At 72.8% G+C, this 23,161-nt stretch carries 25 protein-coding genes; 16 read left to right on the plus strand and 9 right to left on the minus strand.

Going from position 1 to position 23,161, the window contains the following annotated elements:
- The 3 genes from F9B16_RS11960 to alc form a co-directional block, all read left to right on the plus strand.
- A partial coding sequence (locus tag F9B16_RS11960; RefSeq protein ID WP_192808740.1) for a glycerate kinase occupies positions 1 to 502 on the plus strand: 502 nt, incomplete at its 5' end.
- Positions 499 to 1,806, plus strand: a complete 1,308-nt coding sequence (gene allB / locus F9B16_RS11965) for an allantoinase AllB (RefSeq protein ID WP_151540095.1) — start codon at positions 499 to 501, stop codon at positions 1,804 to 1,806. The genes F9B16_RS11960 and allB, both read left to right, overlap by 4 nt.
- The gene (gene alc, locus F9B16_RS11970; RefSeq protein WP_151540096.1) at positions 1,803 to 2,777 is read left to right on the plus strand and encodes an allantoicase; all 975 of its coding nucleotides are present in this window, start codon (positions 1,803 to 1,805) and stop codon (positions 2,775 to 2,777) included. Before allB ends, alc begins: the two co-directional genes overlap by 4 nt.
- Before the next feature lie 58 nt (positions 2,778 to 2,835).
- Here alc and F9B16_RS11975 read toward each other — a convergent pair whose 3' ends face one another.
- Positions 2,836 to 3,399 carry a TetR/AcrR family transcriptional regulator gene (locus F9B16_RS11975; RefSeq protein WP_192808741.1) on the minus strand — a complete coding sequence of 188 codons (564 nt, stop codon included), beginning with the start codon at positions 3,397 to 3,399 and terminating at the stop codon, positions 2,836 to 2,838.
- A gap of 126 nt (positions 3,400 to 3,525) precedes the next feature.
- Between F9B16_RS11975 and F9B16_RS11980 the strand changes: the two genes are divergently transcribed.
- A complete protein-coding gene (locus F9B16_RS11980; protein ID WP_151540097.1) occupies positions 3,526 to 4,533 on the plus strand; it encodes an oxidoreductase in 1,008 nt (335 codons plus the stop codon).
- A gap of 64 nt (positions 4,534 to 4,597) precedes the next feature.
- Here the strand turns inward: F9B16_RS11980 and F9B16_RS50820 are convergent, their stop codons facing one another.
- Positions 4,598 to 4,831 (minus strand): DUF397 domain-containing protein, encoded by a 234-nt coding sequence (locus F9B16_RS50820; protein ID WP_192808742.1) that lies wholly within the window; start codon positions 4,829 to 4,831, stop codon positions 4,598 to 4,600.
- A gap of 126 nt (positions 4,832 to 4,957) precedes the next feature.
- The gene (locus tag F9B16_RS11990) at positions 4,958 to 5,605 is read right to left on the minus strand and encodes a TetR family transcriptional regulator (protein WP_404800494.1); all 648 of its coding nucleotides are present in this window, start codon (positions 5,603 to 5,605) and stop codon (positions 4,958 to 4,960) included.
- Between the two features lie 256 nt (positions 5,606 to 5,861).
- Here F9B16_RS11990 and F9B16_RS11995 point away from each other — a divergent pair, with 256 nt between their 5' ends.
- The 6 genes from F9B16_RS11995 (at position 5,862) to F9B16_RS12020 (ending at position 11,725) form a co-directional block, all read left to right on the plus strand.
- Positions 5,862 to 6,968 carry an acyl-CoA dehydrogenase family protein gene (locus F9B16_RS11995; protein WP_151540099.1) on the plus strand — a complete coding sequence of 369 codons (1,107 nt, stop codon included), beginning with the start codon at positions 5,862 to 5,864 and terminating at the stop codon, positions 6,966 to 6,968.
- Positions 6,969 to 8,141 carry an acyl-CoA dehydrogenase family protein gene (locus F9B16_RS12000; protein ID WP_151540100.1) on the plus strand — a complete coding sequence of 391 codons (1,173 nt, stop codon included), beginning with the start codon at positions 6,969 to 6,971 and terminating at the stop codon, positions 8,139 to 8,141.
- Positions 8,142 to 8,169: 28 nt separating this feature from the next.
- Positions 8,170 to 9,471: an OB-fold domain-containing protein gene (locus F9B16_RS12005; protein WP_225991567.1), complete on the plus strand. Its 1,302-nt coding sequence runs from the start codon at positions 8,170 to 8,172 to the stop codon at positions 9,469 to 9,471.
- Positions 9,468 to 10,637: a lipid-transfer protein gene (locus F9B16_RS12010; protein WP_151540101.1), complete on the plus strand. Its 1,170-nt coding sequence runs from the start codon at positions 9,468 to 9,470 to the stop codon at positions 10,635 to 10,637. The genes F9B16_RS12005 and F9B16_RS12010 overlap by 4 nt, the downstream gene beginning before the upstream one ends.
- Before the next feature lie 117 nt (positions 10,638 to 10,754).
- Positions 10,755 to 11,042, plus strand: coding sequence for a DUF3303 family protein (locus F9B16_RS12015; RefSeq protein ID WP_151540102.1), 288 nt, complete (start codon positions 10,755 to 10,757; stop codon positions 11,040 to 11,042).
- A gap of 71 nt (positions 11,043 to 11,113) precedes the next feature.
- The gene (locus F9B16_RS12020) at positions 11,114 to 11,725 is read left to right on the plus strand and encodes a TetR/AcrR family transcriptional regulator (protein WP_151540103.1); all 612 of its coding nucleotides are present in this window, start codon (positions 11,114 to 11,116) and stop codon (positions 11,723 to 11,725) included.
- Positions 11,726 to 11,747: 22 nt separating this feature from the next.
- Here the strand turns inward: F9B16_RS12020 and F9B16_RS12025 are convergent, their stop codons facing one another.
- Entirely contained in the window at positions 11,748 to 12,593 is an 846-nt protein-coding gene (locus tag F9B16_RS12025) for a LysR family transcriptional regulator (RefSeq protein WP_151540104.1), read from the minus strand.
- A 125-nt stretch (positions 12,594 to 12,718) separates the two neighbouring features.
- On the opposite strand from F9B16_RS12025, the gene F9B16_RS12030 reads away from it, so the two are divergent.
- The 3 genes from F9B16_RS12030 to F9B16_RS12040 all read left to right on the plus strand — a co-directional run bounded on the left by F9B16_RS12030 (position 12,719) and on the right by F9B16_RS12040 (position 14,785).
- Positions 12,719 to 13,438 carry an SDR family oxidoreductase gene (locus tag F9B16_RS12030; protein WP_151540105.1) on the plus strand — a complete coding sequence of 240 codons (720 nt, stop codon included), beginning with the start codon at positions 12,719 to 12,721 and terminating at the stop codon, positions 13,436 to 13,438.
- Positions 13,439 to 13,535: 97 nt separating this feature from the next.
- Entirely contained in the window at positions 13,536 to 14,165 is a 630-nt protein-coding gene (locus F9B16_RS12035) for a ClpP family protease (protein WP_151540106.1), read from the plus strand.
- Positions 14,162 to 14,785 (plus strand): ClpP family protease, encoded by a 624-nt coding sequence (locus F9B16_RS12040; protein ID WP_151540107.1) that lies wholly within the window; start codon positions 14,162 to 14,164, stop codon positions 14,783 to 14,785. The genes F9B16_RS12035 and F9B16_RS12040 overlap by 4 nt, the downstream gene beginning before the upstream one ends.
- On the opposite strand, the gene F9B16_RS12045 is transcribed toward F9B16_RS12040, so the two are convergent.
- Both F9B16_RS12045 and F9B16_RS12050 read right to left on the minus strand, forming a co-directional pair.
- Positions 14,767 to 15,132: a helix-turn-helix domain-containing protein gene (locus tag F9B16_RS12045; protein ID WP_151540108.1), complete on the minus strand. Its 366-nt coding sequence runs from the start codon at positions 15,130 to 15,132 to the stop codon at positions 14,767 to 14,769. The genes F9B16_RS12040 and F9B16_RS12045 overlap by 19 nt on opposite strands.
- Positions 15,133 to 15,205: 73 nt before the next feature.
- A complete protein-coding gene (locus F9B16_RS12050; RefSeq protein ID WP_404800495.1) occupies positions 15,206 to 15,940 on the minus strand; it encodes an ATP-binding protein in 735 nt (244 codons plus the stop codon).
- A 159-nt stretch (positions 15,941 to 16,099) separates the two neighbouring features.
- On the opposite strand from F9B16_RS12050, the gene F9B16_RS12055 reads away from it, so the two are divergent.
- Both F9B16_RS12055 and F9B16_RS12060 read left to right on the plus strand, forming a co-directional pair.
- Positions 16,100 to 16,993: a helix-turn-helix domain-containing protein gene (locus F9B16_RS12055; protein ID WP_225991568.1), complete on the plus strand. Its 894-nt coding sequence runs from the start codon at positions 16,100 to 16,102 to the stop codon at positions 16,991 to 16,993.
- A gap of 17 nt (positions 16,994 to 17,010) precedes the next feature.
- Positions 17,011 to 17,217, plus strand: coding sequence for a DUF397 domain-containing protein (locus F9B16_RS12060; RefSeq protein WP_151540110.1), 207 nt, complete (start codon positions 17,011 to 17,013; stop codon positions 17,215 to 17,217).
- Between the two features lie 57 nt (positions 17,218 to 17,274).
- On the opposite strand, the gene F9B16_RS12065 is transcribed toward F9B16_RS12060, so the two are convergent.
- Positions 17,275 to 19,383, minus strand: a complete 2,109-nt coding sequence (locus F9B16_RS12065) for a leucine-rich repeat domain-containing protein (protein ID WP_225991569.1) — start codon at positions 19,381 to 19,383, stop codon at positions 17,275 to 17,277.
- Positions 19,384 to 19,746: 363 nt separating this feature from the next.
- Here F9B16_RS12065 and F9B16_RS12070 point away from each other — a divergent pair, with 363 nt between their 5' ends.
- Complete coding sequence (locus F9B16_RS12070; protein WP_151540111.1) at positions 19,747 to 20,946, plus strand: cytochrome P450; 1,200 nt, start codon at positions 19,747 to 19,749, stop codon at positions 20,944 to 20,946.
- 1 nt (position 20,947) lies between these two features.
- On the opposite strand, the gene F9B16_RS12075 is transcribed toward F9B16_RS12070, so the two are convergent.
- Positions 20,948 to 22,360: a glutamate decarboxylase gene (locus tag F9B16_RS12075; RefSeq protein WP_151540112.1), complete on the minus strand. Its 1,413-nt coding sequence runs from the start codon at positions 22,358 to 22,360 to the stop codon at positions 20,948 to 20,950.
- A 103-nt stretch (positions 22,361 to 22,463) separates the two neighbouring features.
- Entirely contained in the window at positions 22,464 to 23,129 is a 666-nt protein-coding gene (locus F9B16_RS12080) for a TetR family transcriptional regulator (RefSeq protein WP_151540113.1), read from the minus strand.
- Between the last annotated feature and the right edge of the window lie 32 nt (positions 23,130 to 23,161).

The following is a 23,161-nucleotide window of genomic DNA, read 5'->3' on the forward strand; positions in this document are numbered from 1 at the left end:
GTCCGCGGCGGACGTCCGGGCCCTGGAGCGCGGCCTCGCCCGGCTGGACGAGGCCGCCCGCCGCGACCTCGGCGCGTACGCGGCGGACCGCCCGGGCGCGGGCGCGGCGGGCGGCACCGGGTTCGGCGCGATGGCGTTCCTCGGCGCCACCGTCCGGCCCGGCATCGCCCACCTGCTCGACCTGCTCGGCTTCCCCGCCCGCGTCGCCGGCGCCCGGCTGGTGATCACCGGCGAGGGGTCGCTGGACCGGCAGTCGCTGCGCGGCAAGGCGCCCGTCGGCGTCGCCCGCGCCGCCGCCCGGCACGGCGTGCCCGCGATCGCCGTCGCCGGACGGTGCGCGCTCACCGGCGAGCAGCTCCGCAAGGCCCGGCTGCAGGACGCGTACGCGCTCGCCGACCTCGAACCCGACCCGGAGCGGTGCATGGCGGAGGCCGGCCCGCTCCTCGAACGGCTGGCCGAGCGCATCGGCCGCGACTGGCCCGCCCTGGGAGGAGCCGCGTGACCTACGACCTGGTGATCCGCACCCGGCGGGCCGTCCTGCCGGACGGCGAGCGGCCCGCCGCCGTCGCCGTCGCGGGCGGCCGCATCGCGGAGGTCGCCGCCCGCGACGCGCCGCTGCCCGCCGCGTCCGAGACCGACCTCGGCGACACCGCGCTGCTGCCGGGGCTCGTCGACACCCACGTCCACGTCAACGAACCGGGCCGCACCGAATGGGAGGGGTTCGCGACCGCGACCCGCGCCGCCGCCGCGGGCGGCGTCACCACCCTCATCGACATGCCGCTGAACTCGCTGCCGCCGACCGTGTCGGCCGCCGCGCTCGCCGCCAAGCGCGCCGCCGCGGCCGGGAAGCTGCACGTCGACATCGGGTTCTGGGGCGGCGCGATCCCCGGGAACGTGCCGTCGCTGCGCCCGCTGCACGACGGCGGCGTCTTCGGGTTCAAGTGCTTCGCGTCCGACTCCGGCGTCCCCGAGTTCCCGCCGCTGTCGCCCGGCGAGATGCGGGACGCGTTCCGCGAGATCGCCGCGTTCGGCGGGCTCGTCATCGTGCACGCCGAGGACCCGTCCGCGCTGACCGTCCCGGCGGACGGCGGGTACCCGGCGTTCCTCGCGTCCCGGCCGCCCGCCGCCGAGCGCCGCGCCGTCGAGCAGGTCATCCGGCTCGCCGAGGAGACCGGCGTGCGCGCCCACATCCTGCACCTGTCCGCCGCCGACTGCCTCGAACCCCTCGCCAAGGCCCAGTCGGACGGCCTTCCCATCACCGCCGAGACCTGCCCGCACTACCTCGTCCTGTCCGACGTCGAGGCGCGGGAGCCCGCCTACAAGTGCTGCCCGCCGATCCGCGATCCGGCCAACCGCGACGCGCTCTGGCAGGGCCTCGCGTCTGGCGTCATCTCCTGCGTGGTCAGCGACCATTCGCCGTCCACGCCCGACCTGAAACAGGGCGACTTCGCCACCGCCTGGGGCGGGATCTCCTCGCTCCAACTCGGCCTCCCCGCCGTCTGGACGGCCGCCCGCGCGCGCGGGCACGACCTCGCGACCGTCGTCCGCTGGATGGCCGAGGCGCCCGCCGCCCTCGCCGCCGTGCCCGGCAAGGGCCGCATCGCCGCCGGCAACGACGCCGACCTCGTCGCCTTCGACCCCGACGCCCCCTTCACCGTCGACCCCGCCCGGCTGCGCCACCGCCACCCCGTCACCCCGTACGAGGGCCGCACCCTCACCGGGACCGTCCGCACGACCTGGCTGCGCGGCGTCCCCGTCGACGGCACCCCGTCCGGCCGCATGCTCACCCGCAAGGAGGCGTCTTGACCGACTTCACGACCCTGCCCGACCTCGCCGTCCGCACCCTCGGCGGCTCGGTCACCGCCGCCAGCGACGAGTCCTTCGAGGAGAAGGAGAACCTGGTCAACCCGTGGCCGCCGGCGTTCCGGCCCGAGACGTTCGGGCCGAAGGGCCAGGAGTACGACGGCTGGGAGACCCGCCGCCGCCGCGAGCCCGGCCACGACTGGGCGGTGGTCCGGCTCGGCCTGCCCGGCGTGATCCGCGGCGTCGTCATCGACACCGCCTGGTTCAAGGGCAACTACCCGCCGCACGCGTCCGTCGAGGCCTGCGCGGTGGACGGTCCCGCCGCCGACCTCTCCGGCGCGGACTGGGTCGAGATCGTCCCGAAGAGCCCGCTGAAGGGCGACACCGCGCACGCCTTCCCGGTGGACGCCGAACGCCTCTTCACCCACGTCCGGCTGAACATGTTCCCGGACGGCGGAATCGCGCGGATCCGCGTGCACGGCGACGTCGTCCCCGACCCGGCGTTCCTGACCGGGCTCACCGTCGACCTGGCCGCCCTGGAGAACGGCGCCCGCGTCCTCGAATGCTCCAACATGTTCTATTCGTCGCCGGACAACATGCTGTTCCCCGGCCTGGCCCGCAACCAGGCCGAAGGGTGGGAGACCGCGCGCCGCCGCGAGCCCGGCAACGAGTGGGCGCTCGTCCGCCTGGCGGCTCCCGGAACGATCCGGCTGGCGGAGATCGACACCACGAACCTGAAGTTCAACGCGCCCGCCGAGGTCTCCCTCACCGCGCCCGACGGCACGACCCTGCTGCCGCGGACCCCCCTCCAGCCCGACGCCCGCCACCGCTTCCGCATCGAGACGCCCGAGGTCGCGCACGTCCGCGTGAACATCTATCCCGACGGCGGCCTCGCCCGCCTGCGCCTCTGGGGCCACCTCAGCGCCGAGGGCGAGCGGCGGCTGGCCGAGAGGCATCGCCGCCTCCTGCGGTAGCCGCCGGACGGCCCGGCACGCCCGGTCACGCCTGTCACGCCGTCACGCCTGTCACGCGTTACGTCTGGGGGCGCATCCCGTCGCGCACGACGGCGACGACGCGGTCGAGGCCGTCCGGGTCGGTGCCGCGCGCGAGGCAGCCCGCCATCAGGGCCTTGACGTCCGGGTAGGTGAGGCCGGCGCGGACGGCACCGGCCTCCTGCGCGCGTTCGAGCAGGTCGCGCAGCCGGCCCTGGACGTCGTAACCGGCGTCGGCGGCGGCCTTGTCGAGGTCGTATCCGGCGCCGGTCAGCGCCTCGGACAGGCCGCAGTGCGCCGCGCCCTCGCGCACGAGCGCGTCGAAGAGCGCGAAGAACACCGCGCCCGGGTCTCGCGCCGCGGGCAGCGCGTCGATCCGGTCGAGGATCTCGCGCATCCGGTCGAGGAGGACGGCCGCGAACAGGTCCTCCTTCGTGGGGAAGTGCCGGCTGACGGTCCCGGTGCCGACGCCCGCGCGCTGGGCGATCTCGTGCAGCGGCACCGACAGCCCCTCGGCGGCGAAGACCTCCGCCGCGACCCGCAGCACCCGGGCCCGGTTGCGCCGGGCGTCGGCGCGCAGCGGCCGGCCGAGCGGCTCTGCCACGGTCGCTCACCTCGCTTCCCCTCTGGACAACCGGGACGGCCGTCCCGTATCTTCCCGGAACTAAGCGGGATGACTATCCCGCTTATGGGCGGTTCCGGCAGGCCGAACGTATCGGAGGCGAGCCCGATGAGGGACGATCGCACGGCGCCGAGGCGGCGCGAAGGCGGGCGCGGCAGGGGCCGCCCGCCCTGGACCGCGGACGAGATCCCCCGCCAGGACGGGCGGACCGCCGTCGTCACCGGCGCCAGCACCGGCATCGGCTTCGAGACGGCCGCCGGACTCGCGCGCCGCGGCGCCACCGTGGTGCTGGCCTGCCGGAACCCGGGCCGGGCGGCGCGGGCGGCGGCCCGGATCCGCGCCGCCGCGCCGGACGCGCGGCTCGGCGTCCTGGACGTGGACCTGGAGTCCCAGGCGTCGGTGCGGGCGGCGGCCGCCCGGTTCCACGGCGACCACGGCCGGCTCGACCTGCTCGTCAACAACGCGGGCGGCGTCCGGCCCCGGTACGCCCTGACCGAGGACGGCTTCGAGGCGACGCTCGCCACCAACCACCTCGGCCCGTTCGCGCTGACCGGCCTGCTCCTGGACCTGATGCTGGACGTCCCCGGCTCGCGGGTGGTGACGGTCAGCAGCATCGGGCACCGCCGCGGCGCGATCGACTTCGACGATCTCCACGGCGAGCGCCGCTACCGCTTCCAGACCGCCTACTTCCAGTCCAAGCTGGCGAACCTGCTCTTCACCTACGAACTGCAGCGCCGGCTCGCGGCGGCCGGGGCGGCGACGATCGCCGTGGCCGCGCATCCCGGCAACGCCCGCACCGAGTTCGGGCGCGACATGAATCCCGTGGTGCGGGCCGCGATGAGCCGGTGGGCGCGCCCGCTCACCTCGTGGTTGCTGCAGAGCGCGTCCAGGGGAGCGCTGTCACCGCTGCGGGCCGCGACCGATCCCGGCGCGGGCGGCGGCGACTACTACGGCCCGCCCGGACGCGCCCAGTTCACCGGGAACCCGGTCCGGGTCGAGTCCAGCCCGCGGTCGCACGACCGGGACGCGCAGGCGCGGCTGTGGCGGGAGTCGGAGCGCCTGACCGGGGTCGCGTACCCGCTGCCGGCGGGAGCACCGAGCCGGTCGGGGGAGTGACGGCGGCTTCCCGCGCCCGCCGGGCCTCCGGGTCTCCGGGTCTGTGGCGGGCGCGGGCGGGACGTCAGCCCTCCGCGGGCTCCTCCTCGAGGAGGTCGTCGAACTCGCCGTCCTTGACGCCGGCGATGAAGGCGTCCCACTCGGCCTCGGTGAAGTAGAGGATGGGCCCCTCGGGGTTCTTCGCGTCGCGCATCACGACGGCGCGGTCACCGAAGTCCTTGTGCTTGACGGGAACGTCCTTGCCATCGATGAACTCGATGATGACCCCGTCGCTGAGGATCGGTTCCTGCTCGGTCACTGGCACACCTTCTTCGTCCGCTCCGGTCGCGTCCAGCGTAGTGGGCGGTGACGGGCCGCACACGGGAAAGGAACGGGCGCCCGGCGGGACGAGCGGGGCAGCGAGGGGCGAGGGAGCGGGCGGGGGTCAGTCGGTGAGGAGGCGGTCGGCGGAGATCTCCAGGCGGCCCTGGATCACCTCGGCGGTCGCCTGCCCGCGCAGCATCTCGATCATCTCCATCGTCCAGACGGACGACAGCGCGCGGGCGACGACGCGGCGCCGGTCGTCGGCCGGGATGTCGCCCGCCGGGCCGACCGCGGCGCGCAGCATCAGGTTCGTCATCCGGTCGCTGAAGTCGGTCTTGACGTCCGACAGCAGCAGCGAGCGGATCAGCGCCTCGGCGAGCTCGGGCTCGCGCATCAGCCCCCGCGTGGCGCGCATCAGCACCTCGACGGTGCGCTCGGCGGCGGACCCGCCGCGCGGCGGGCGGCGCTCGATGCTGCGCTCCAGGAGGTCGATCTCCTCGCTGACGACCGCGACGACCAGGTCCATCTTGGACGGGAAGTAGCGGTAGAGGGTGCCGAGCGCGACGCCGGCGCGCTCGGCGACGGTGCGCATCTGCATCGCCTCGATGCCGCCGCGCGAGGCCAGCGCGGCGGCGGCCTGGACGATACGCTTGCGCCGCTGGTGCTGGCTGCGCGAGCGCACGCCCTGCCCCGCGGCCTGGCCCGCCCGCCGGTCCGCCGCGGCGCCGCCCGAAGGCTCGTCCCCGGTCACTGTCGGCTCTGCGGTCACGGTCATCCTCCTCGCGCGGGCGCCCGTTGCGCCGCCGCTCGGCCCCCAGCGTACAGGCCGCGCGAGAACCTGTTATCTGATCGGCCGCGGCGGGTCGCCGATCGGGCGTCCGCCGGATGGTCACCGAACCCTTACTTGCTAGGTGAATCCCCGTTTCCACGATGGTGATCAGGTCGCTGGACACAGACTAGAATCTGTTCTACTTTTTCGCCGTGGGCGTCCGTCCGGCCGGCCGCGCCAGGAAGGGAGCGGATGAGTGGACTTCAACCTCGACGAGACCCAGCAGGAGCTGAAGGGGCTCGCGGCGGACCTGCTCGCGCGGGAGGCCGCGCAGGAGCGGCTGGAGGCGTTCGAGAAGAGCGGCGCCCCCTATGACGGCGCCACCTGGAAGGCGTTCGCGCAGGCCGGGCTGCTCGGCGCCGTCCTGCCCGAGGACGTCGGCGGCGCCGGGCTCGGGCCGGTGGAGCTCGCGGTGATCCTGCGCGAGGCGGGCGTGCGGACCGCCCCGATCCCGGTGTACGCGTCGCTGGCGCTGGCGGCCGTCCCGATCGCGAAGCACGGCACCGCCGAGCAGCGCGCGCTGCTCGCGCCGCTGACCGACGGCGAGACCGTGCTGACCGGCGCGTACCGCGAGGTCGGCCCGGCGGGCGAGATCGCGACGACCGCCCGCCCGGACGGCGACGGCTACGTGCTGGACGGCGTCAAGACGTTCGTCCCCTACGCGCGGGAGGCGGCGCGGATCCTCGTCCCCGCGCGGGTCGAGGGCGCCGGCGTCGGGGTCTTCCTCGTCGAGCCGTCCGCCGTGACGATCACGCCGCAGCACTCCGCGACGAGCGAGCCGCTGTCGCGGGTCGCGCTCGACGGCGTCCGCGTGGGCGCCGGCGCGCTCCTCGGCGGGGTCGCCGACGGCGCCGCCTGGGACACCCTCCGGCTGTCCGCCGTCGCGGGCGCGGTCGCGCTGTCGTCGGGCGTCATCGAGGGCGCGCTGGAGCTCACCAAGGAGTACACCAAGACCCGCGAGCAGTTCGAGCGGGCGCTCGCGCAGTTCCAGGCCGTCACCATGCAGATCAGCGACGTCTACATCGCCAAGCGCGCGCTGGACGTGGCCGTCTGGGCCGGCGTGTGGCGGCTCGCCGAGGGCGCCGCCGACGCCGAGGAACTGCTCACCATCGCGGCCTACAACGCGTGCGACCCCGTCGTGAAGGCGCTCTACACGTGCCAGCACCTGCACGGCGGCATCGGCCTCGACATCACCTACCCGCTGCACCGCTACTTCGCCTGGGGCAAGCAGGCCGGGCACCTGCTCGGCGGGGCGGAAGACCGTCTCGACTCGCTCGGCGCGCTCATCGCTCAGGAGGCCTGAATGTTCATCGACCTGACCGCTGAACAGAAGAAGCTCCGCGCCGAGCTGCGCGAGTACTTCGAGAACTGCCTGACCGCGGAGCAGCGCGCCGCGATCAACGCCGACCCGTTCGGCCCGCCCTACCTCGAGCACTGCCGGCGCCTCGGGCGCGACGGGATGCTCGGCGTCGCGCTGCCGAAGGAGTACGGCGGCCGCGGCTTCGGCCCCGTCGAGCAGACGATCTTCGCCAACGAGATCGCCCGCGCCGAGGTCACCTACCCGCTCATCACGCTGAACTCCGTCGCGCCGACGATCCTGCAGTACGGCACCGACGCGCACAAGGAGTTCTTCATCCCGCGCATCCTCGCCGGCGAGTGCCACTTCGCGATCGGCTACAGCGAGCCGGGCGCCGGCACCGACCTCGCCGCGCTGCGCACCACCGCCGTCAAGGACGGCGACCACTACGTCGTGAACGGCCAGAAGATCTTCACCTCGGGTGCGCAGACCGCCGACTACGTGTGGCTCGCCGCGCGCACCGACCCGTCCGCGAAGAAGCACAAGGGCATCTCGATGCTCATCGTGGACTGCAAGGACCCCGGCTTCTCCTGGACGCCGATCATCACGATGGACGGCGCCCACCACACCAACTCCACCTACTTCCAGGACGTCCGCGTCCCGGCGGACATGCTGATCGGCGGGGAGAACAACGGCTGGGACCTGATCGTCAACCAGCTCAACCACGAGCGGGTCACGCTCGGCCCGGCGGGCACCATCGGGCGCGCGCGCAACCGGCTGGAGCACTGGGCCCGCGCCACGTCCGGGCGGGACGGGCGGCCCCTCATCGAGGAGCCGGCCGTCCGCCGCGCGCTCGCCCGCGCGCACGCCTACCAGCGCGTCAACGAGGTGCTGAACTGGCAGGTCGCGGCGAACCAGGACCTCGGCTGGCTCGGCGCGGCGGACGCGTCCGCCACGAAGATCTACGCGTCGGAGCGGGTGCAGGAGGTCGGCCGGATCGTCGGCGACGTCCTCGCCCGGTACGGCGACCCGGGCGACCCGGAGACCGCCGAGTTCATGCGGGTGACCGACCGGATGGCGAAGGGCGCCCTCGTGCTCACCTTCGGCGGCGGCGTCAACGAGATCCAGCGCGAGCTGATCGCGATGATCGGCCTCGGGCTGCCCCGCGCACCGCGCTGACCCGGGAGCCCACGGAACGAGGAGACCCGTGCACGACGAACTGATGGCCCTCGCCGGCCGGCTGGAGGCCGCCGGCGAGGGGCCCCCGCTGCCCTGCCCCGACCCGGTGAACGCCGCGATGATCCGCAACTGGACGCAGGCCCTCGGCGACACCGGTGCCTGGGACGACGTCGCGCCGCCCGCGATGATCCAGGTGTGGTCGATGCCCGGCCTGGTCCGCCGGCCGGACCAGCGGGGCGCCGCGGACGACGTGCTGGCGATGCTGGATGCGGCCGGCTACACCGGCATCGTCGCGACCAACTGCGACCAGGCCTACGACCGCTGCGTGAAGGTCGGCGAGCAGCTGTCGACGCGGATGCGGTTCGGCGGCGTCACCGGCCCGAAGCGGACCGCGATGGGCGAGGGCTACTTCGTCACCTGGCACCAGACCTGGTACGACGAGAACGACGAGCGCGTCGCCGAGATGCTGTTCCGGGTGCTGAAGTTCAAGCCCGGCCCGCGCCCGCCCGCCGGGAGCGCCGGCGGCACGGGCGGGCGGTACCCGCTGCGGCCCGCGATCGGCCAGGACACCGCGTTCTTCTGGGACGGGGTGAACGCGGGCGAGCTGCGCATCCAGCGCTGCGCCGACTGTGGAACGCTCCGCCACCCGCCCGGCCCGATGTGCCCGGAGTGCCACTCGCCGAACCGCGACTACGTGGTGGCGAGCGGGCGCGGCGAGGTGCACAGCTACGTCGTCCACCACCACCCGCCCGTCCCCGGCCGGACGCCCCCGTACGCGGTGGCGGTCGTGGAGCTGGAGGAGGGCGTCCGGGTCGTCGGGAACGTCAACGGCTGCCCGCCGGACGAGGTGCGGGTCGGCATGCCCGTCCGGCTGGTGTTCGAGCGGATGGACGACGAGCTCGTCCTGCCGCAGTGGACCCCGGCGGACGCCCCGCCGCCCCCGGTGACCGCCGCGGAGCCGGTGGAGGAGGAGCCCGCGTCCGGCGGCCTGGAGATCGAACTGACCCCGACGTTCATCATCTCCACGGCCATCGCGACGCGCGACTTCATGCCCGTCCACCACGACCCGGCGCAGGCGCGCGCCCAGGGCTCGCAGGACATCTTCGTCAACATCCTGACCAGCATCGGGCTCGTGCAGCGGTACGCGCTGGAGACCGTCCGGGACGCGACGCTGGAGAGCATCGAGGTGCGCCTCGGCGCCCCCGCCTACGCCGGCGACACGCTCACGCTCACCGGCGACCGCGTCGACGACCGCACCCTCCGCGTCCGCGGCGCCGTGAGCATCGGCGACCACCTCACCGCCACCGTCCGTTTCAGGGAGGCCGGATGAGCAGCCTGTCCGGGAAGGCGGCGATCGCCGGGATCGGCGCGACGGAGTTCTCCAAGGAGTCGGGCCGCTCCGAGCTGCGGCTCGCCGCCGAGGCGTGCCTCGCCGCGATCGAGGACGCGGGGCTGACCCCCGCCGACGTCGACGGCCTGGTCACCTACACCGCCGACGCCAACTCCGAGATCGCCGTTCAGCGCGAGCTGGGCATCCCCGCGCTGCGGTTCTTCTCCCGCGTCGACTATGGCGGCGGCGCGGCCTGCGGCACCGTCGCGCACGCCGCGATGGCCGTCGCGACCGGCCAGGCGAAGGCGGTGCTGTGCTACCGCGCGTTCAACGAGCGCTCCGGCCACCGCTTCGGCCAGGCCGCCCCGTCCGCCCGCGCCGACGCGACCGGGCTGGAGTTCTCCTGGCACCTGCCGTTCGGCTTCGCGACCCCGGCCGCGTGGGTCGCCATGCAGGCCCGCCGCTACATGCACGACTACGGCGCGACCAGCGAGGACTTCGGCCGCGTCGCCGTCGCGATGCGCCGCCACGCGGCCACCAACCCGGCGGCGTGGTTCCACGGCCGGCCGATCACGCTGGACGAGCACCAGGCGTCCCGCTGGATCGTCGACCCGCTGCACCTGCTGGACTGCTGCCAGGAGTCCGACGGCGGCGTCGCGGTCCTCGTCACGTCCCTGGACCGGGCCCGCGACCTCCCGCACCGGCCCGCCGTCATCACCGCGGCGGCGCAGGGGACGGGCCCGGACCAGATGATGATGTTCGGCTACTACACCGGCGACCTGTCGGCGCTCCCCGCGATGGGGACCGTCGGCGACGCGCTCTGGGCCCAGTCGGGGCTGACGCCCGATGACGTCCAGACCGCGATCCTCTATGATCATTTCACCCCGTTCGTCCTGGTTCAGCTGGAGGAGCTCGGCTTCTGCGGCCGCGGCCAGGCGAAGGACTACATCAAGGACGGTGGCATTGAGCTCGGCGGCAGGCTTCCGGTCAACCCCAACGGGGGTCAGCTGGGTGAGGCGTACATCCACGGCATGAACGGCATCGCCGAGGCGGTCCGGCAGGTGCGGGGCGCCGCGGTGAACCAGGTGCCGGACGTCCGCAACGTCCTGGTCACCGCCGGCACCGGCGTGCCCACCAGCGGGCTGGTCCTCAGCGCCCCGGACTAGCGTCCGGCCTGCGCGTTTGCCGCGGAACCGGAGGGACACACTCACCCCGACGCCGCCGGGCTCCCACGAGCGCGCGGGCATCCGCGCCGGTCCGGCGGCATTCGGGGGATGAGTGCGATGAGGGTGATGCTGCGGGCGCGGTTGGACACCCGGCTCGGCAACGAGGCCATCAAGGACGGCACGATGCCGCAGGCCATGCAGACGCTGATGGAGCGGCTCAAGCCCGAGGCGGCCTACTTCTCCCCGAGCGAGGGCAAGCGGTCGTGCACCATCGTGTTCGACATGCAGGACAGCTCGCAGATCCCGGCCATCGTCGAGCCGCTGTTCACGGCGCTGGGCGCGGACGTCGAGATCGTCCCGGTGATGAACCTGGACGACCTGCAGAAGGGCCTCGCCGCGCTCTGAGCCCCCGTCTGGCCGGGGCGCGAACCGGGACCCCGATGACCGCGTAATCCGATTATCGGGATAATCGGATTATGCGACTGACGAGGGAGGAGACCAAGGAGCGCAACCGGCGGGCCCTGCTCGACGCCGCGCTCCGGACCGTCTCCCGGGACGGCTACCAGGCCAGGCTCGAGGACATCGCGGAGCGGGCCGGCCTGACCACCGGCGCCATCTACTCGCTGTTCGGCAGCAAGGACGGCCTGATCACCGAGCTGGTCACCGGCTACCTGCGCCCGCACTACGCGGAGATCGAGCGCGCCGTGCCCGCCGATCTGCCGCTGCTGGAGGCGGTCGCCGCCTTCGCCCGGTACTACCGGCGCACCTGCGACGGCCCGGGCGCGCGGTCGGGCCTGTCGCTCCAGCTCGGCCTGCTGGACATGGCGCTGCGCGCCCCCGACCCGGGCGCGCAGCTCGCGCCGCTCTTCCGCATGCATGAGGAGCAGCTCGTCGCGCTGTTCACCGGCCGGGCGCACGGCGGCGGCACGGTCACGCCCGGGCAGGCGAAGCGGCTCGCCGTCGCGCTCGGCGCCCTGTTCATCGGCCTCGGCCAGGGCGTCGTCCTCGGCCTCGCCCCCGACGCCGACGAACGCTACTTCGCCGAAGCCGCCACCGCCCTGGTTTCCGCCGGCTCCCTCCTCGGCTGACGCCGCGCCTCAACCCCCCGGCCTAGAGGCGGGTCGCCGTCCGGACGAGGTCGGCCAGGGGCAGAGAACGGCTGTGGGGCGGCCACGCGATGACCGTCGTCACGGTGGGCGCGTCCAGCACCGGCACGGTGGCGAGGCCGTCGCCGAGCTGCGTCCGGCACGACTCCGGCAGGACGGCCGACGCCCGGCCGAGCGCGATCAGCTGCAGGAGTTGCACGTGGTCGCGGACGCGCGGGCCCGGGCCGTCGGAGTACGTGCCGTCGGACCGCGGCCAGCGCGGCAGCGGCAGGCCGGGCAGCGCGGCGACGTCCGCGACGCGCAGGTGGGGCCGGGTCGTGAGGGGATGCCCGGCCGGCAGGACCGCCACCTGCCCCTCGGTGAGCAGCTCCTCGGTGTCGAGCCCGGCCGTCGAGTCGAACGGCGTGTGCAGCAGCGCGACGTCGGCGCGCCCGTCGCGCAGCATCCGCTCCTGCTCGCCGGGGCCGCACAGGACCACGTCGACCGCGGCCGCGCCGGGCTCGGCGGCGTACGCGTCGAGCAGCTTCGCCAGCAGCTCGCCGGACGCCCCGGCCTTCGTGACGAGGACCAGCGGAGGCCGTCCGGCCGCGGCGGCGGCGCGGCGGGTGCGGCGGTCGGCGGCCTCGATCGCGTCGAGGGCGGCCCGCCCCTCGCGCAGCAGCACCGCCCCGGCCTCGGTCAGCGCGATGGTGCGGTTGGTGCGGTCGAGCAGCGTCGCGCCGAGCCGCCGTTCGAGCCGCTGGATCGCCCGCGACAGCGGCGGCTGCGCGATCCCGAGCCGGTCCGCCGCGCGCCCGAAGTGAAGCTCCTCCGCGACGGCGACGAAGTACCGCAGCTCCCGCGTCTCCATGCCGCCACGGTACCCGCCGGGACCCCCTCCGCAGCGCCCCTGACCTCGGTGCGATACCGGTGGGGTATCGCGTCCCACCCAGACGGTGTTGGAAGCCGGGCCCGCCCGCGGGCGAGGATCGTGGCATGACCGAAACGAAGACCGCGCTGGTCACCGGCGCGAACAAGGGAATCGGGTACGAGATCGCGGCCGGCCTGGGCGCGCTCGGCTGGAGCGTCGGCGTCGGCGCCCGGGACGACGGGCGCCGGGAGGAGGCCGTCGCGAAGCTGCGCGCCGCCGGCGCCGACGCGTTCGGCGTGCCGCTCGACGTGACCGACGACGCGAGCGTCACCGCCGCCGCCGGGCTGCTGGCGGAGCGCGGCCTCGACGTGCTCGTCAACAACGCCGCCATCACCGGCGGGATGCCGCAGGAGCCCACCAAGGTCGACCCCGCCACCGTGCGGACGGTCGTGGAGACCAACGTCCTCGGCGTCATCCGCGTCACCAACGCGATGCTGCCGCTGCTGCGCCGCTCGCCGTCCCCCCGGATCGTGAACATGTCCAGCACCGTCGGGTCCCTCACCCGGCAGACGACCCCCGGCGCGCAGACCGGCCCGATCTCCGCCGCGTACTCGACGTCGAAGACGTTCCTCAACGCCCTCACCGTGCAGTACGCCAAGGAGCTGGCGGACACCAACATCCTGATCAACGCGGGCTGCCCGGGCTTCTGCGCGACCGACCTCAACGGCTTCCGCGGCGTCCGCACCCCCGAGCAGGGCGCGGCGATCGCGGTCCGCCTCGCGACCCTCCCGGATGGCGGCCCGACCGGCACCTTCAGCGACGACGACGGCCCCGTCCCCTGGTGACGCACGACGCCGGGGGCGCGGGCGCGCTGCTGAGAGCAGATCCGCCGTGGGCAGCGCGGGCTGTGACCGGTGCCCGCGCTGCCGCAGGCTGAAGGGCATGAGCGAGGAACAGAAGATCCCTTTGTTCAACGAGCGCGTGCGCAGCGAGCTGTACGCCCAGCGCGTCCTCGTGCTGGACGGCGTGCTCGACGACGACAACGGCACGCTGCTGGCCACGCAGCTGATCACCCTGGCGGGGGAGGACCCGTCGGCCGACATCGCGCTGTGGATCCATTCCCCCGGCGGGTCCGTGCCGTCGATGCTCGCGATCCGCGACGTCATGCGGCTCATCCCGTGCGACGTGGCGACGGTGGTGCTCGGCATCGCCTACAGCGCCGGGCAGTTCCTGCTGTCGTCCGGAACGCCCGGCAAGCGCCGCGCGATGCCGCACGCCCGGGTGCTGATGCACCAGGGGTCCGCCGGCATCGGCGGCGCCGCCGTCGACATCGAGCTGCAGGCCAACGACCTGCGCCACACCCGCGACACGGTGCTCGGCCTCATCGCCGAGGACACCGGCCAGCCGCTCGAGCGGGTCTTCGAGGACTCGCTGCACGACCGCTGGTACACCGCCCAGGAGGCGCTGGAGTACGGCTTCATCGACGCGATCGTCGGGTCCTACGACGACATCGTCCCGCCGCGCCGCCGCCCCGTGGGGCTCGGCGCCCCGTCCGGAGGAGCCGGCCGATGAGCACCTACACGATCCCGAACGTCATCGCGCGAGACTCGCGCGGTGAACGGATCATGGACGTCTACTCGCACCTGCTGACGGAACGGATCATCTACCTCGGCACCGCCATCGACGCGGGGGTCGCGAACGCGCTGGTCGCGCAGCTGCTCCACCTGGAGGCGGACAGCCCGGAGGCCGACATCCAGCTGTACATCAACTGCGAAGGAGGGGACCCGAGCGCGATGCTCGCGGTGTACGACACGCTCCGCTACATCCGGCCGCAGGTGGCGACGACGTGCGTGGGGCAGGCCGTCGCGGTCGGCGCGGTGCTGCTCGCCGCGGGCGCCCCCGGCAAGCGCGCCGCGCTGCCGCACACCCGCGTCGTCCTGCACCAGCCGATGGGGCAGGGGCGCGGTGCGATCCCGGACCTGATCCTCCAGGCGGACGAGGTCGTCCGCGTCCGCGCGGACATCGAGCAGATCCTGTCCCGGCACACCGGGCAGGACACCGCGACGCTGCGCACGGACACCGACCGCGACCGCGTGTTCACCGCCAAGCAGGCGCTGGAGTACGGCCTCATCGACCACGTGATCGAGGAGCGCCAGCCGGAGCCCCTGGACGGCTACGCCGCGAGGGCGTAGGCGGCCTGGCAGGTCGGGCCGGCCGGTGCGGTGCCGGCCGGCGCGGCCAGCAGGCTCGTCGCGACCGCGAGCGTGAGGTCGGCGAGCGTCACGTCCAGGGCGCCGGCGACCGCCGCGATCATCTCGCTCGACGGCTCCTTGACGCCGCGCTCCATCTCGGAGAGGTACTGCGGGGACACCCCGGCGCGGCGCGCGGTCTCCGTCAGGATCTCGCCGCGCTCCAGGCGCAGGCTCCGCAGGCACCGGCCGAGCGCGTCGCGCCACAGCGGCTCCGCCGGCGGGCGCGTCGCGTCCGGCCCGTGCGGCGTCTCGTCGGCGGGCATGAGCGGTCGCGTGATCTCGGCCATGCGCCCAAAATAACCCGGCGCCGCGCCCCGAAGCCACGCGTTCCGCCCACCGCGGAACGGCGCCCCCGGCGCGTCACGGGGTCCCGCCGTCCAGATGGCGGACGACCTGCTCGGCCGTCTCCTGGAGGTCGATGAGCGGACGGCGCACGTAGCGGGTCGCGGACGCCCACCAGCAGAAGTGCCGCCGATGGACCCAGACGTTCAGGCCGGGCAGGACGACGACCGAGACGCCGCGCTCGTCGCTGGTCCGCGCCCCCCGGAACCCGCGCCGCGTCACGCAGAGCAGGAGGCACTGCGCGGCCGTCCCCGGATGGACCTCGACCGTCCGGCCCGGCCAGTCGAGGGGAAGCGGAAGCAGGAACCAGACGGCCTTGCCGCGCACGGCCTCCTCGGCGACCCGCGACCGCGTCGCCGCGCATCCCCACCCGGCGGTGAACTCCTCGAGGATCGCCAGCCCCTTCCCGCGCTCGTCGAGGAGACCGGCGCCGGACGCATGCGGCAGCGCCGTCCGAGCGCAGTCGAACACCGAGACGACGAGTTGAGGGGACGGGACCGTCCGCGCCCACACCCACAACTCCGGCGGCGCGTGCGGCCGGTCGTGCGGATCGGGACGCCCGTACCGGAGCGCGTTGGTCGCGGTCTCGGAGACGGCGAGCTTCCCGTCCTCGATCACGTCCCGCCCCAGCCCCAGCCCGGCCAGCGTCCGCTGGAGGTGGGACCGCGCCGTCGCCGGCCCGCTCTCGTCACTCGGAAGCCGCCACGCACAAGCCCCACCCACCCCCAGGCTCGCCGCACCCTCAGCCATCATCGGATCCCGCCCTCTGCCGGTCCACGGTCGCCGCTGACAGTGATCATCTGGTCACTGTCAGTGCCTTCTCGGGTCACATGGTGCGCCGACCGCCACCGTGTCCGCAACAGTTTCAGGGAAGAGAGCGAGAATTGTTCCGGTGATCGTCCGTGGATCCGCTTGTCGGCCGACTACGGACTGGGCATGCTCGGTCACATGCCAGCCAGGCCCCCGACCATCCGCGAACGCCGCCTCGCCGCTGAGCTGCGCAGGCTGCGAGAGAACACCACGCCGTTGAACCTCGAGGAGGCCGCCGAGCGGCTCGCGTGGAGCAAGACCAAGCTGTCCCGGATCGAGAACGCCCTGCGCCGTGTCACGCCGGCCGAAGTGCAGCGGATGCTCGACCTCTACGGGGTGGCCGGCCCGCGCTCCGACGCTCTCGTCGGCTTCTCGCGGACGACGCGACAGCGCGGCTGGTGGGACAGCTACGAGAACAGCCTGCCCACCGACTATGCGACGTACATGGGCCTGGAAGCCGAGGCCGAATGGCTCAGCTCCTACACGCTGGGCCTGGTCCACGGGCTGATGCAGACCGAGGACTACACCTACCACGTGACCAAGTCGATCCTGATGCGCTTCTCCCCGACGTCGGAGGTCGAGCGGCGCGTCTCCGCCCGCATGGCGCGCCAGAAGGCCTGGCTGGAGCGCGAGCAGCCCGCCAGGCTGTGGACGATCGTGGACGAGGCGGCGCTCACGCGTGCCATGGGCGGCCCCGACGTGATGCGCGCTCAGTACCGCCGCATCATCGAACTGGCCGACCTTCCGCACGTGATGTTCCAGGTCATGCCCGTGGCCGCCGGCGGGCACCCCGGCGTCGTGGGCAGCTTCGCGATCATGGGGTTTCCCGAACGCTTCACCCCGGACGTCGTCTACGTCGAGAACATGACCAGCGCCCTGTACATCGAGGACGAGAGGGAGGTGCATACCTACGCTTTGGCGTTCGAGCAGATGGGGGCCATGGCTCTGAGCCCGGAGGAGTCGCTGGCTATGCTCGAACGGCTTGCGCGGCAATAGGTACAAGGAGGGGCATAGTGTCCGATCTCCCTCTCGACCGGGCGATCTTTCGGAAGAGCAGTCACAGCGAAGGAGCCAACGGCTGCGTCGAGACGTGCGCCTCCGGCTCCCGCCGCCTCGTCCGGGACTCGAAGAACCCTGAGGGCGGGTTTCTCAGCTTGGAGCCGGGCGCATGGGCGGCCCTGGTCGCGGAGATCAAGCAGGGGACGTACGACTTCGACTAAGCGCGTTGAAACGCTGCTGGGCGAAGTCTATGCAGGTCGTCGTCAGTACGTGTGACTTCAGTTCGGAGGGGGCCAGTCGAAGTTTCCTTCGATCATGCGCTGTGCGAAGTTCTGGGCCTCGTCGATGTAGGCGGCGTGGCGTTCGGCGCGCTCAGTGCGGAAGTCGTGGTCGGCGTGTTCGTCCCATTCGGGGTCGTCGTCGAGCTCTTCCAGGGCGAGGTGGGTGAGGAACGCGACCAGCTCTGGGCGCGTGGTGGTGGCCGATGCGATCTCCTCCCGGATAGCGGCGGGGAATCCGCTCGAGTACCGAGCGCCGTGGTATTCGTCGACGATGCCGAGGAACACCGCGTCGAGACTGGGAAATGACGCCTGGTCGACGACCTCGGCCGGTAAGGGCGTGCCGTACTTCCGCGCGGCGGCGTTCCAGCAGTCCTGTTCCAGGTCGAGTTCGAGCAGCCGCCGGGCCGTTCGGGATGTGGCCAGTTCGATCAGGCCGTCGTCCCCGATGACGTTGTCGTGCAGGTTCAGTTCCCAGAGTCGCGGCAGCACCGCCCACGATGCGAGCGCTTGCGCGCCACGCGACCCGACGCTGTTGTAAGCCAACGAAATGCCGCGGAGGTAGGGCGCGGATGTCGTTGCCGCCAGGGCCTCGATGTCGTCGTCGTCAAGACCGCACTCGGTGACGTCCAGAGTTCGCAGCGTGCGCCAGACCGGGGCGTTCGCGAGCGCTTTAGGCCAGCCGCCTACTGGGTTGTGCGAAAGGTCCAGGGTGGTGAGCTTCCGCAGCCGCTCGGATCGCATCAGCGCGACGAGACCGTCCACGCCGAGCCCGGTAGCAGCAATGTTCAGGTACGTCAGCTTTGAAGCGTTGGGCGAAGAAGCCCAAGCCTTGGCTCCGGCGTCGCCGATCGGTTGGACGTCGGAGCGCCCGTAGTAAGGCGAGCCACCTTTGCGGCCGCTCAGGTCGAGGTGTTCCAGTGCGGGCATCCGGGCCTCGGTCGCCAGCCGCCGTGCCCCTATCGTGCCGATGCGGTTTCGGCTCAGATCGAGGTGCCGCAGGCGCGGAAAGCCGCGGGCGGTGACGAACGCCGCGGCCGTCACGTCCGTGGCGACCAGATCCGTGAGCGCCAGCTTCTCGATGCGGTCGTGGTCGATGCCTTCGAGGACCCCGGCAATGGTCATGTCACCGACCGGCAGCAGTTCGAGATTCAACTCGGTCAGCCGGCGCAGCACGCCGCTGGCGACGATGGCGTCCACGCCGCGCGCACCGAGCCCCTCCCGGCCGAGCCCCATCACCGTGCCCCGTACCGTGAGGCCGGTCAGGTTCGCGAGATCGGCGCGCGCGAAGAATGTCTCGCATGCGTTGTCGTCCTGCTCGATGACGTTGCCGAAGTACGGTTCCCACAGCGGCTGCCGTCCGTCCCTGCCGCAGCGGAAACCGATCGCCAGCCGGTCGAGCCGGGCGAGTTCCGAGCAGCCGGCAAGGTCTTTGGCCTCCTCGGTGCCGCAGATGAGCACATCGGCGGAACGCAGGCCGGGCGCGAGTCCCGAACGCATCAAATGGACGAGGTCGGGCGCCCGCAGACCCGCATGTCGCAGCCGCCACGGCGGACCGGCGGCCGGGCGGAACGGCGGCTTCCCGAAATGCCACATGTCCTCTCGGACGTCCACCAGATTCAGTGACTCCAGCCGTGCGATACCCGCGGTACCGGCGAGCTTCGCGACCGACTCCTCATCCGACTCGGTAAGCCCGCGAAAACGGATCGACCGTAGGCCGCCCCATTGGTCCAGGGTCTCGGCCAATGCCGCGAGCCGATCGCCCGCGAACCAGCCGAAATCCAGGTGGGTCACCCCGCGTACTTCAGGCTGAGCGTGCGGATCCGGCAAAGCGGCATCGAGAGTGCCGCACCTCGCCGAGTCCAGCGTCAGCGACCGGACGAGCGGCCACACCGGCTTCGAGTAGCCGGCTTCCAGCGCGGCAAGCCAGGACCACGGTGCCTCGCGCATGGCATCGGGCCACGAAGCGAGTCGCTCGCCGCACAACGAGACGAGATGCCGTGGGTTGCCCGCACGGCCGAGAGCAGCGCAGAGAGCCCGGAACGCGATCTTGCTCGGCGGGCCCTCGAGGATCCGCTCGACCTCGCCCTCGGCGTCGTTGTCGATCACAGCCAGAACCTACCGCAGCAGATCGGCGCGGGCTTCGGTCAGTTCATCAGGCCATCTCTAATCTCATGCGCCGTGACTGCCGAATGGTGGGCCGCAGGGATGAATATTAGGTGGGTCGATTGCCTGGTGGGGGTCTGGTTGGAGGATCGCGTGTTCTTTCAGGTTGTGAGTCGGTCATTGTTATTCCGTGGCTCTGTCGACGGCCCTTAATTCCGATTTTTTGGTGCCGTAATGCCTGGTCGGGGTAGTGGGGGCTGGTGGTGTGGCCAGCTTTCCATGGCATATCGGTGATGTCGTGGAAGGGGATCCGGGGCGACGATCGGCATAGCAGAAATCTCCCGATAGGTCACCTTTGGAGTGGTTGTGGAGAAGCTCCTGGAGTTTCCGTTCCCGGCCGATCATGCCCTGCGGCCCTCGCCGCTGCTCGCGGACCTGCGGGCCGGCGGCGCGCCCGTCCGCGTCCGGCTCGGCTACGGGGCGCCGGCCTGGCTCGTCACGCGGTACGAGGACGCCCGCACCGTGCTGAGCAGTCCCGCGTTCGGGCGCGACCACGAGCGGGCCGGCATCCCGGCCGGCGGCATCGCCGGGATGACGCCGATCGACCCGACGAGCCGGACGCTGCTCAGCGAGGACCCGCCCGACCACACCCGGCTGCGCCGCTTCGTGTACCGGACGTTCACGCCGCGCCGCGTGGAGACCCTGCGAGCGGGCACCGAGCGGATCGCCGGACGGCTCCTCGACGCGATGGTCGCGGCGGGTGCGCCCGCCGACCTGGTCGAGGGGTTCGGGCTGCCGCTGCCGATCCAGGTCATCTGCGACCTGCTCGGCGTCCCCGTCGCGGACCGGGCCCGGTTCACCGGCTGGGCGGACTCGCTGCTCAGCACGTCCGACCGGCCCCTGGCGGAGATCACGGCCGACATCGACGAGATGAACGGCTACCTGGCGGACCTGGCCGCGACGCGGGTGGAGCACCCGACCGGCGACCTCATCGGCTCGCTGGTGCGCGAGCGGATCGAGGGGGACCGGCTCAGCGAGGAGGAGGTGAGCAACCTCGTGCGCGCGATCCTGATCGCCGGGTTCGAGACCACCGCGTCGCAGGTCCCGAACTTCGCCTACCTGCTGCTCGAAGGCGGCGAGTACGCGCGGATCGTCGCCGATCCCGGCCTGGTGCCGACGGCCGTCGAGGAGCTGCTGCGGTGCGTCCCGCTGATCGCCCAGGGGTCGCTGACGCGGTTCGTGCTGGAGGAGGTCGAGCTCGGCGGCGTCACGCTGCGGCCCGGGGACCAGGTCCTCGTCGAGCTGGCCGCCGCGAACCGGGACTCGGCGGCCTTCCCCGCGTCCGAGACGATGGACATCGCCCGCGAGAGCAACCCGCACATCGCCTTCGGGCACGGCCTGCACCGGTGCCTGGGCGCGGCGCTCGCCAGGATGGAGCTGCAGGTCGCCCTGTCCGCGCTGGTCACGCGGCTACCCGGGTTGCGTCTCGCGGTGCCGGCCGGCGAGGTGCCGTGGCACGCCGACCGGTTCCTGCGGCGCCCGAAGGAGCTGCTCGTCGGCTGGTGAGTCAGTGGCGGCCCGGGGTGGTGGGGTGCTTGGTCTCGGCGCCGTGCGCGAAGCCGCCGGAGTCGTCCGCGGTGCGGACCGGGGACGGCTGGGCCGACAGCCGGGGCAGGACGCGGCGCAGGTCGTCCAGCAGCAGGTCGGCGAGGTCGTGGCTGAAGCCGTTGCGGACGACGACGCGCAGCACGGCGAGGTCCTCGCGGTTCTTCGGGAACGTGTAGGCGGGGACGAGCCAGCCGTGCTCGCGGAGCGCGGCGGAGACGTCGAAGACGTTGAACCCGGCGCCGTCGCGGGTGCGGAACGCGAAGACCGGGATGGCGGAGCCGTCGGTGATCAGCTCGAACGGGCCGAGCTTGGCGATCTCGGCGGCGAGCCGGGTCGCGACGTCGCGGCAGGTCTGCTGGACGCGGCGGTAGCCCTCGAAGCCGAGCCGCAGGAAGTTGTAGTACTGCGCGACGACCTGCGCGCCGGGGCGGGAGAAGTTCAGCGCGAAGGTCGGCATGTCGCCGCCGAGGTAGTTGACGTGGAAGACGAGGTCGTCCGGCAGCGCGTCCTGGTCGCGCCACAGCGCCCAGCCGACGCCCGGCATGACCAGGCCGTACTTGTGCCCGGACGTGTTGATCGACGCGACGCGGGGGAGCCGGAAGTCCCACGGGAGGTCCGGGTCGAGGAACGGGGCGATCATGCCGCCGGACGCGCCGTCCACGTGGACGGGGACGTCCAGGCCGGTGCGCCGCTGCAGGTCGTCGAGGGCGGCGCAGATGTCGGCGACGGGCTCGTAGCTGCCGTCGAAGGTGGAGCCGAGGACGGCGACGACGCCGATGGTGTTCTCGTCGCACAGCGCGACGGCCTCGGGGGCGCCGAGGTGGTAGCGGTCGCCCTCCATCGGCACGTAGCGGGGTTCGACCTCGAAGTAGTCGGCGAACTTCTCCCAGCAGATCTGGACGTTCACGCCCATCACGATGTTGGGCCGGCCCTTCAGGCCCTTCCTCTGCCAGCGGCGCTTCAGGGCGAGGCCGCCGAGCATCGCCGCCTCGCTGGACCCGGTCGTGGAGCAGCCGGCGGCGTGCCGCGGGTCGGGGGCGTTCCAGAGCCGGGCGAGCATGTGGACGCAGCGCATCTCGAGCTCCGCGGTCTGCGGGTACTCGTCCTTGTCGATCATGTTCTTCTCGGCGCACTCGGCCATCAGCCGCAGCGCCTCCGGCTCGGCCCAGGTGGAGACGAACGTGGCGAGGTTCAGCCGGGCGTTGCCGTCCAGCATCAGCTCGTCGTGGACGAGCTGGTAGGCGGTGCCGGGCTCCATCTCGCCGCGCGGCAGCGCGTACCGGGGCACCTCGACGGGCTCCCGGCTGAAGATGGGGTTGACCTGCAGGTCCCGCTCGCCGCGGCCGTCGTGCCGGGGATGCTTCAGCGCCATGGTCGCGTCCTCTCCGGGGCCGTCCTCGGCCGTCCTCGGGAGGCGGTACCCCGCCCGCCCCGGGACCACACCGGGGCGGGACGCGGGCGCGCCGAACGCGGTTCTAGGAGTTCAGGCCCTGCTCGAGGATGGCGAACGCCTGGTCGATGGTCTCCGACAGCGAGCCGAAGGCGCCCTCGTGCCGGCGGGCGACGTCGGAGGCGGCCTGGAACCCGCAGGTGGCGGAGGCCGCGATCACGTGCGGGCGCAGGTCGGTGGCGGGGTCGGTGCCCATCCGCTCGGCGATGATCTGCGTGAGCAGCTGCTGCTTCTTCTGCGCGTGCTCCAGGCTGCCCGCCATCAGGGTCGGGCTGTCGCTCATCATGCTGAGCAGGCACTGGAAGCGGTCGGGGTCGAAGCCCAGCTGGCCGCGCTCGCAGGCGCGGGCGATCTCCACCACGGTGCGCCGGAGCGCGGTCATGATCGGCTCGTCCGGGGGGCGTTCGGCCAGCGCCGCCATGACGGCGCGGGTCTGCTCCTCCTGGAAGGTGAGCGCGACGTCCTCTTTCGAGGCGAAGTAGCGGAAGAACGTGCGGGACGAGACGTCCACGGCGTCGGCGATCTCCTCGACGGTGGTCGCGTCGAACCCCTTCTCGGCGAAGAGGGTGAACGCGGCGTCGACGAGCGCCTCACGGGTGCGCTGCTTCTTGCGTTCGCGCCGGCCCGGGGGCTGGGATCCGGGGCCCGCGGGCGCGCTGCCCTGGCGGGTCTCGGGGGCGGTCGCGGTCATGTGCGAAGTGTAACGACGCGCGGACCCGACGC

Origin of the sequence: Actinomadura montaniterrae, from assembly GCF_008923365.1 — a bacterium.
Lineage (GTDB): Bacteria > Actinomycetota > Actinomycetes > Streptosporangiales > Streptosporangiaceae > Spirillospora > Spirillospora montaniterrae.

What these genes read in the sequence shown, in the direction of transcription:
- F9B16_RS12050 (WP_404800495.1), bottom strand. Translation starts at nt 15,940, where the DNA reads ATGATGGCTGAGGGTGCGGCGAGCCTGGGGGTGGGTGGGGCTTGTGCG.
- F9B16_RS12015 (WP_151540102.1), top strand. Translation starts at nt 10,755, where the DNA reads ATGAGGGTGATGCTGCGGGCGCGGTTGGACACCCGGCTCGGCAACGAG.
- F9B16_RS12035 (WP_151540106.1), top strand. Translation starts at nt 13,536, where the DNA reads ATGAGCGAGGAACAGAAGATCCCTTTGTTCAACGAGCGCGTGCGCAGC.
- F9B16_RS11980 (WP_151540097.1), top strand. Translation starts at nt 3,526, where the DNA reads ATGAGGGACGATCGCACGGCGCCGAGGCGGCGCGAAGGCGGGCGCGGC.
- F9B16_RS12080 (WP_151540113.1), bottom strand. Translation starts at nt 23,129, where the DNA reads ATGACCGCGACCGCCCCCGAGACCCGCCAGGGCAGCGCGCCCGCGGGC.
- F9B16_RS12030 (WP_151540105.1), top strand. Translation starts at nt 12,719, where the DNA reads ATGACCGAAACGAAGACCGCGCTGGTCACCGGCGCGAACAAGGGAATC.
- F9B16_RS12020 (WP_151540103.1), top strand. Translation starts at nt 11,114, where the DNA reads ATGCGACTGACGAGGGAGGAGACCAAGGAGCGCAACCGGCGGGCCCTG.
- F9B16_RS12040 (WP_151540107.1), top strand. Translation starts at nt 14,162, where the DNA reads ATGAGCACCTACACGATCCCGAACGTCATCGCGCGAGACTCGCGCGGT.
- F9B16_RS12025 (WP_151540104.1), bottom strand. Translation starts at nt 12,593, where the DNA reads ATGGAGACGCGGGAGCTGCGGTACTTCGTCGCCGTCGCGGAGGAGCTT.
- F9B16_RS12045 (WP_151540108.1), bottom strand. Translation starts at nt 15,132, where the DNA reads ATGGCCGAGATCACGCGACCGCTCATGCCCGCCGACGAGACGCCGCAC.
- F9B16_RS12000 (WP_151540100.1), top strand. Translation starts at nt 6,969, where the DNA reads ATGTTCATCGACCTGACCGCTGAACAGAAGAAGCTCCGCGCCGAGCTG.
- F9B16_RS12075 (WP_151540112.1), bottom strand. Translation starts at nt 22,360, where the DNA reads ATGGCGCTGAAGCATCCCCGGCACGACGGCCGCGGCGAGCGGGACCTG.
- F9B16_RS12010 (WP_151540101.1), top strand. Translation starts at nt 9,468, where the DNA reads ATGAGCAGCCTGTCCGGGAAGGCGGCGATCGCCGGGATCGGCGCGACG.